Origin of the sequence: Streptomyces sp. NPDC059142, from assembly GCF_042755665.1 — a bacterium.
In the GTDB taxonomy this organism is placed as follows: domain Bacteria; phylum Actinomycetota; class Actinomycetes; order Streptomycetales; family Streptomycetaceae; genus Streptomyces.
Genome location: NZ_JBHZDA010000029.1, coordinates 39278 through 47125, shown reverse-complemented (window position 1 = coordinate 47125; position 7848 = coordinate 39278). Strand labels below are relative to the sequence as shown.

At 71.2% G+C, this 7848-nt stretch carries 4 protein-coding genes; 3 read left to right on the top strand and 1 reads right to left on the bottom strand.

Features of this window, described 5'->3' with window-relative positions; translation table 11 throughout:
• Nucleotides 1-118 precede the first annotated feature (118 nt).
• Nucleotides 119-1147 carry a DUF418 domain-containing protein gene (locus ACFXPK_RS13840; protein WP_385074979.1) on the top strand — a complete coding sequence of 343 codons (1029 nt, stop codon included), beginning with the start codon at nt 119-121 and terminating at the stop codon, nt 1145-1147.
• 179 nt (nt 1148-1326) lie between these two features.
• On the opposite strand, the gene ACFXPK_RS13835 is transcribed toward ACFXPK_RS13840, so the two are convergent.
• Nucleotides 1327-1980 (bottom strand): FadR/GntR family transcriptional regulator, encoded by a 654-nt coding sequence (locus tag ACFXPK_RS13835; protein WP_384991775.1) that lies wholly within the window; start codon nt 1978-1980, stop codon nt 1327-1329.
• Nucleotides 1981-2071: 91 nt separating this feature from the next.
• On the opposite strand from ACFXPK_RS13835, the gene ACFXPK_RS13830 reads away from it, so the two are divergent.
• Together ACFXPK_RS13830 and ACFXPK_RS13825 are read left to right on the top strand one after the other, a co-directional pair.
• Nucleotides 2072-3325 (top strand): CynX/NimT family MFS transporter, encoded by a 1254-nt coding sequence (locus ACFXPK_RS13830; protein WP_384991778.1) that lies wholly within the window; start codon nt 2072-2074, stop codon nt 3323-3325.
• A gap of 364 nt (nt 3326-3689) precedes the next feature.
• A complete protein-coding gene (locus ACFXPK_RS13825) occupies nt 3690-7823 on the top strand; it encodes an amino acid adenylation domain-containing protein (RefSeq protein WP_385074975.1) in 4134 nt (1377 codons plus the stop codon).
• Nucleotides 7824-7848: the final 25 nt, after the last annotated feature.

The following is a 7848-nucleotide window of genomic DNA, read 5'->3' as shown; positions in this document are numbered from 1 at the left end:
GCGGGGGGGGGGGGGGGGGGGGGCGGGGGGGGGCGTCCGTGTGTGGGCGCGCCGGGCGGGGGGGCACGGGCCGGCCCCCCGACGTGCCGTACGGTGCCGCTGCCGCACCGTGGTGGCCATGAACACCACGAACTCGACGGACCAGGGCACCGCCCGGGAGTCCGCCGCGCGGGCACCACGCCGGATCACCTCGCTGGACGCGCTGCGCGGCTTCGCCCTCTGCGGCATCCTTCTGGTCAACATCCCGTACCAGTTGATGGAGATGCCCAAGCGTGACGGCGACTCCCCCGTCCACCCGGTCCCCGCGTTCCTGGACCTCTTCGTCCATCAACGGTTCTTCCCCGTCTTCGCGTTCCTCTTCGGACTGAGCTTCGCGCTCTTCCTGGAGAGCGCGGCGCGCCGTTCGCCGCGCCCCCGGCTGCTGCTGGCCCGCCGGCTGGTGGTGCTGGGGGTGCTGGGCCTCGCGCACCAGCAGTTGCACCCCGGGGAGGCGCTGCTGCCGTACGCGGTCTTCGGGCTGCTGATCCTGTTGCCCGCCTCCTGGCTGCCGACCCGGGTGGTGCTGACGGCGGGGCTGCTCGGGTCCGTCGCCTCGGTCACCCTCGCCGGGGGCGGAATGGCGAGCATCCCGGGGCTGTTCCTGCTCGGGCTCGCCGTCGCGCGACTCGGTGTCGCCCGCACGCTGGACCGCCGTACCGGGCAGCTCACCGTCGTGCTCGTACTCGCCGTCGTGGGGGCGGTCGCCGCCACCTGGCTGGAGCACGTCCATCCGTCCGCGGGACCGTACGCCACCCGGATCGCGGCGGCGGCCGGTCTGCTGGGCGCCGCCGCGTACGCCGCCGGGCTGCTGCTCGTGCTGCGCACCCGGCTGGGCCGGCCGCTGTCTGCGGTCCTCGAACCGCTCGGCAGGACGGCGCTGACCAACTACCTCACCGCGACGCTCGTCGTGCTCGCCGCGGCGGGTCCGCTGGGTCTGCGGCACTCCTCCCGCTGGGTCACCGCCATGGTGCTGGCGGCGGCGGTGATCGCGGCGCAGACCCTCTTCAGCCGCTGGTGGCTGGCCCGCTTCCGGTACGGTCCGCTGGAGTGGGTGCTGCGCTGCCTGACCTGGTGGAACGTGGTGCCGCTGCGCCGCTCGCAGCCATGACGAGCGGGCCGGGACGCGGTTGACCCGCGACCGGAGATACAGGGTCGGAGATGCCGGACCGGAGATACGGAACCGGCGATACGAGACCGGGATACGGGACCGGCGATACGAGACCGGAATACCGGACCGGCGATAAGGGACCGGCGATAAGGGACCGGCGCCCCTCAGGGGCGCCGGTCTCAGTCCATGTAGGAGCCCGCCTCGCGCGCCGCGCGGTCGGCGTCGCGGTCGCGGATGGCGTCGACCAGGGTGGCGTGGTCCTGGAACTGCTCGGAGCGCAGCGCGTCGCCGAAGTGGTCCAGGAGCGAGTCGCGGATGACCTCGCCGAGGTCGGCGTGGAGCCCCGCGAGCACCGAGTTCCTGGACGCGGTGACGACGGCCAGGTGGAAGGCCACATCGGCGTTGACGAAGGCCACCCGGTCGCCCGCGACCCACGCGTCCTGGCGCTGCTGGAGCGCGTGGTCGAGCCGTTCCAGGTCGTCGTCGGTACGGCGCCGGCAGGCGAGCCGGGCGGCGCGCACCTCAAGGGCGCTGCGGACGTCGGCGATGTCCTCCGTCCTGGCCTTCTGGAAGCGGTTGCGCATCATGCCCGCGAGTTCGCTGGTCGCCTGGACGTAGGAGCCGGAGCCGTGGCGGATGTCCAGCAGCCCGGTGTGCGCCAGGGCCCGGATGGCCTCGCGCACCGTGTTCCGGGCGACGCCGAGCTGTTCGACGAGTTCGGTCTCGGTGGGGATGCGGCTGCCGACGGGCCAGGCGCCTGAGGTGATCTGCTCGCGGAGCCGGGCGATCACTTGGTCGCCCAGGGCTTGGCGGCGTACGGGATCCATGTTCATGCCGCACAGCCTACGTCAGACCTACAGTCATCCCATGACTCTACGAGAATCACTGGACATTCAGTCATGGGATGACTCTATGATGGGGTCTATGACAACGGATGAGGTCAACGAGAGCACCCCTCGTTCCACCACGGCCCCGCCCCGCGGCACGCCGCGCGGCGTGCGCCGGATGGCCGTGGTGGCACTGGTCCTGGCCGCCCTCAATCTGCGCCCCGGCGTCACCAGCCTCGGCCCCGTCCTGGAGGAGGTCAGGGACAGCCTCGACATGAGCGGCTCGGTGACGGGGGTCGTGACCTCCATCCCCGCGGTGTGTTTCGCGGTGGTCGGCTCGACCGCCCCCCTGCTGGCCCGGCGCTTCGGGGCGAGCGGTGTCATCGCGGTCGCCGCCGCGGTGCTCGCCGCGGGGCTGGCGCTGCGGTCGTTCGCCCTCGACCCGGTGCTGTTCGTCGTCCTGACGGCGCTGTCGCTGGCCGGGATCGCCGTGGCCAACGTGCTGTTGCCGATGGTCGTCAAACAGCGCTTCCCCGACCGGGTGGGCGCGATGACCGGCCTGTACTCCATGGCGCTGAACGCCGGCGCCTCCTCGGCGGCGGCGCTGACCGTGCCCCTGACGCAGGCGTTCGGCGGCGACTGGCGGTACGGGCTGGGCGCCTGGTCGGTGCTGGCGGCGCTGGCCGTCCCTCCCTGGCTCGCCCTGGCGCGCCGCCGGACGAAGCGGCCCGCGGGCCATCTCGGCGGCGCGGTCGGCCCCCCGCCCCCGCCCCCGACCGCGATCCGGCTCACCCGCGACCCCACGGCCTGGGCGCTCACCGCGTACTTCGGACTCCAGGCCAGTTCCGCCTACATCATCATCGGCTGGCTGCCCCAGATCTACCGGGACGCGGGCCTGTCCGCCGGCACCGCCGGGCTGTTGTTCTCCGTGTCGTCGCTGCTGGGGGTTCCCCTGTCCCTCGCGCTGTCGGCCGTGGCGGGCCGGCTGCGCCACCAGAGCGGGATCGCCGTGGCGATCGGCGCGTGCGGCTTCGCCGGGTACGCCGGACTGTGGTTCGACCCCGCCGTCGCACCCTGGCTCTGGGCGGTCCTCCTGGGCGTCGCCAACTGTTCCTTCCCACTGGCCCTGACGATGATCGGCATGCGGGGCCGCGACAGCACCACCGTCGCCCGGCTCTCCGGCTTCGTGCAGAGTTACGGCTACGCCCTCTCCATTCCCGGCCCTCTCGTCGTCGGTGTCCTCTACGACCACGCCGGCGACTGGCGGCTCCCCCTCGCCTTCGTCCTGGTGCTGACGCTGGTCCAGATCGCGGCCGCCGTGCCCGCGGGCCGCGACCGTCAGATCGGCTAGAACGGACCAGCACGGCAGAAAAACGCTCCACAGAAACGAACCATCTCCCGCATTTCACCTTTCATTTCTCTTGATATCCGCAGGGAAATGACCGGGGAGATAGCATGCGGTAACGCACGGATCTGGCGCGCATCGGTTCTTCGTGGTAATTTTTGACGAACTGCGCGACGCCCGTTCAGAACTTCCCCAGGAATTCCGGTCCGTTCCGCAGACGTTCCGCTCGCATTCTGCACAGGTCGCCACCGCACTGGCCGACGAGCAATTCCGAGTACCGCCCCTGGAAAAGAACGAAGAGTTCGACACGGCGTCCCGTCCTCACCGTGGACGCCACCCTCCCGAGACGCGGAAAAAGGAAGACTCCCCCATGAGCGTAGAGACCGCCCCCTGCTCTCGTCGTGCCACCCTCGGCCTGCCCGGCCTGTTGCGCGAACGAGCACAGGCCACTCCCGACAGGACCGCCGCCGTCCACGAGGACCAGAGCCTGACCTTCGCCCAGTTGACGGAGTGCAGCTCCCGTGTGGGAGAGCTGCTACGACAGGCCGGAGTGGGCCGGGACAGCCGGGTCGGCGTGTTCATGGAGCCGTCGCTCGACCTGCTGAAGGGCGTCTGGGGGATCCTGTGGGCCGGCGCCAGCTACGTACCCCTGTCGCCGGAATACCCGGAGGAGAGAATCGCGTACATGCTGCTCGACGCCGGCGTCGACATCGTGCTCACCCAGGAATTCCTGCGGCCGGCCCTTCGGGAATTGGCCCCGGCCGGTGTCACCGTACTCACTCTCGACGAGGTGCCGAAGTCGACCGAGAAATACGGCCGCCCGTCAGGACTGCCGGAACCGGAGGTACGACCCGACGACCTCGCCTATGTCATCTACACCTCCGGCAGCACCGGAAAGCCCAAGGGCGTCATGATCGAGCACCGGAGCATCGTGAGCCAAATGCGCTGGCTGCACGACGAGTGCGGTGTCGACGAAAACGAAACGGTGCTCCAGAAGACCCCCATGAGCTTCGACGCCGCTCAGTGGGAATTACTCGCTCCGGCCTGCGGCAGCACCGTGGTGATGGGATCCGCCGGTATCTACCGCGACCCCGAGGCGATCATCGCCACGGTCGAGCGGCACGGCGTGACCATCCTCCAGTGCGTCCCCACCCTGCTCCAGGCGCTCCTGGACACCGAGAAGTTCCCCGCCTGCCGGTCCCTGCGCCGTATCTTCAGCGGGGGCGAGGCGCTCTCCCGCAGCCTCGCCGCGCAGTGCCTGGACACCATGCCGGACGCCCGGCTGGTCAACCTCTACGGCCCCACCGAGTGCACCATCAACGCCTCGTCCTTCGTGGTGGACCGCGCGGCGCTGGAGGACGGCCCGCTCGTCATGCCGATCGGCACCCCGGTGAACGACACCTCCCTGCACGTCCTGAAGGAGGACGGCGAGCCGGTCTCCGCCGGTGAGATCGGCGAGCTGTACATCGGCGGGGTGCAGGTGGCGCGCGGCTACCTCGGCCGCCCCGACCTGACCGGCGACCGGTTCCTGGCCGACCCCTTCTCCGACGCGCCCGGCTCCCGTCTCTACCGGACCGGCGACCTCGCCCATGTCAACGCCGACGGCACGGTGCAGTTCGTCGGACGCGCCGACAACCAGGTCAAGCTGCGCGGCTACCGCGTCGAGCTGGACGAGATACGCCAGACCGTCGAGACCCACGACTGGGTACGCGCCGCCGCCGTCCTGCTCCGCGACGACGCCACCACGGGCTTCCAGAACCTCGTCGCCTTCGTCGAGCTCAACCCCAAGGAAGCCGCCCTGATGGACCAGGGCAACCACGGCTCCCACCACCAGTCCAAGCACAGCAGGCTCCAGGTCAGGGCCCAGCTCGCGCACCCCGGCTGCCGCACCGACGCCGACCTGGCCGGCCGCGCGTCCGTGGACCTGCCCGGCGCCGAGGCCACCCCCGCGCAGCGGGCCCTCGCCTTCTCCCGCAAGACGTACCGCTTCTACGAAGGCGCCGCGGTGACCCGGGACGACGTCCTGCGCCTGCTCGCCCCCCGGACCAGGCCCCGGCCGCCCGCCCGCGGCTCGGAACCCGTCGGTCTCGGCGAACTCGGCACGATCCTGCGGAACTTCGGCCGCCACCTCAGCGACCAGCGGCTGCTGCCCAAGTACGCCTACGCCTCCCCCGGCTCCCTGTACGCCACCCAGCTCTACATCGAGACCGGTGGGGAACACGGCCTCCCGGCGGGCGTGTACTACTACCACCCGCTCCACCACCGGCTGGTCCTCGTCGGCCCCGCCGCCGAGACCACGGCCTCCGGGGTACGGGTCCACTTCCTCGGCAAGCACGGTGCCATCGAGCCGGTCTACCGCAACAACGTCCGCGAGGTCCTGGAGATCGAGGCGGGCCACATGCTCGGCCTCTTCGACGAGGTGCTGCCGGCCCACGGACTGCGGATCGCCGGGGCCGCGTACACCCCCGCCGTCGCCCAGCGGCTCGACTGCGCGCCCGAGGACCACTACCTGGGCAGCTTCGACCTCCTGCCGCTGGAGCGGGACGCGTCCGAGGACACCGGCGGACTCGACCTGTACGTCCAGGCCCACTCCTCCCGGATCGAGGGCCTGGCGCCGGGCCAGTACCGCTACACCGGCGCCGGACTCGTACGCGTCGGCGACGACGTGATCCTCAAGAAGCACGTCATCGCCATCAACCAGCGGGTCTACGAGCGTTCCGACTTCGGCATCAGCATGGTCGCCACCGGCTCCGCCCCCTGGCGGCACTACCTCGACCTGGGCCGGGGGCTCCAGCGCCTCCAGATGAACGATCTGCGCCTCGGCCTCATGTCCTCGGGCTACAGCTCGAAGTCCGGCAACGACCTGCCGTCGGCCAAGCGGCTGGGCCGGATCCTCGCCGACCACGGGCTGCCCGCGGGACCCTCGTACTTCTCCGTCGGCGGACGGGTCAGCGAAGCGCAGTGGCACGGCGAGGACATGAAGGAGGACGTGGTCCACATGCAGGGGCCCGCCGAGCTGATCAAGGAGGATCTGGCCGCGCTGCTGCCCCGCTACATGCTGCCCAACCGGATCGTCGTCCTGGACCGGCTGCCCCAGACCGCCAACGGCAAGATCGACCTGAAGGCCCTGCAAGCCGCCCAGGAGACCGAACTGACCGTCGGCGACCGCGCTTTCGTCGCCCCCCGCACCCCCCTGGAGCGGCGGATCCGCGATGTCTGGCAGGCCGTCCTCAAACGCGACCAGGTCTCCGTCACCGACGACTTCTTCGAGCTGGGCGGGAACTCCCTGCTCGCCGTGGCCCTGGTCAGCCGGCTCAACGCGGACTTCGGCGGCGCGATCCCGCTGCAGATCCTCTTCGAGGCCCCCACCGTGGAACGGCTCGCCGCCGCCCTGGACGCCACTTCGCCCCGGCCCGCCTCCCGCCTGGTGCCGCTCCAGCCCGAGGGCAGGGGCACCCCGCTGTACTGCTGGCCCGGTCTCGGCGGCTATCCGATGAACCTGCGCCCGCTGGCCGCGGCCCTCGGCACCGAGCGGCCCGTCCACGGGGTCCAGGCCCACGGCATCAACCCCGGCGAGCGCCCGTACGACGATGTCCGCGCCATGGCCGCCGCCGATGTCGCGGCGATCCGGGAGATCCAGCCGAACGGCCCCTACCTGCTGTGCGGTTACTCCTTCGGCGCCCGGGTGGCCTTCGAGGCGGCGCGCCAACTGGAACAGGCCGGCGAGCAGGTGGAGCAGCTCTTCCTGGTGGCCCCCGGCCAGCCCCGGCTGCGCCCCGAGGACGCCGTCGGCGCCACCGGGCGGGCCGACTTCGGGGACCGCGCCTTCCTCGCCCTGCTCTTCTCCGTCTTCGCCGGCACGCTCAGCGGCCCGCGGCTGGACGAATGCCTGCGCACCGTCACCGACGAGGACGGCTTCGTCGCGTACGTCACCGCGGTCTTCCCCGGCCTCGGCGAGGAGCTGGTACGGGCGGTCACCGGGATCGTACGGCGTACGTACTCCCTCACGTACGACTTCCACGAGCTGCGCGGACGCCGCCTCGACGCCCCCGTGACCCTGGTCAGGGCCGACGACGACAACTACTCCTTCATCGAGAACGAGGGCGGCTACTCCGCCCGCCCGCCCGCCGTCCACCAGATGCGGGCCGGCCACTACGAACTGCTGCGCGAGCCGCATGTCGCCGGGCTCGCCGCCGTCCTCAACGACCGGCTCCCCGCCGGTCCCACCACGTCCCCCCGCCCCAGCCAGCCGGCGCAAGCCACCGTCCAGGAGGTCGGAGTGCCCCACATCAACATCAAGCACTTCCCGGTGCCCATCACCGAGGAGAAGGAGCTGGAGCTGGTCGCCGCGGTCACCACGGCCGTACGCAACGCCTTCGGCTGCACCGAGGAGGTCGTCTCCATCGCCCTGGAGCCCGTCGCCCAGGACGTGTGGAACGAGCGGGTCTACATACCCGAGATCGTCGCCCGGCAGGAGTTGCTGCGCAAGACGCCCAACTACTGACCGCCGCCCGCAGCCGACGAGAAGG

Excerpts from the sequence above, each read along its gene's own strand:
- ACFXPK_RS13835 (WP_384991775.1), bottom strand. The coding sequence starts at position 1,980 with ATGAACATGGATCCCGTACGCCGCCAAGCCCTGGGCGACCAAGTGATC.
- ACFXPK_RS13840 (WP_385074979.1), top strand. The coding sequence starts at position 119 with ATGAACACCACGAACTCGACGGACCAGGGCACCGCCCGGGAGTCCGCC.
- ACFXPK_RS13830 (WP_384991778.1), top strand. The coding sequence starts at position 2,072 with ATGACAACGGATGAGGTCAACGAGAGCACCCCTCGTTCCACCACGGCC.
- ACFXPK_RS13825 (WP_385074975.1), top strand. The coding sequence starts at position 3,690 with ATGAGCGTAGAGACCGCCCCCTGCTCTCGTCGTGCCACCCTCGGCCTG.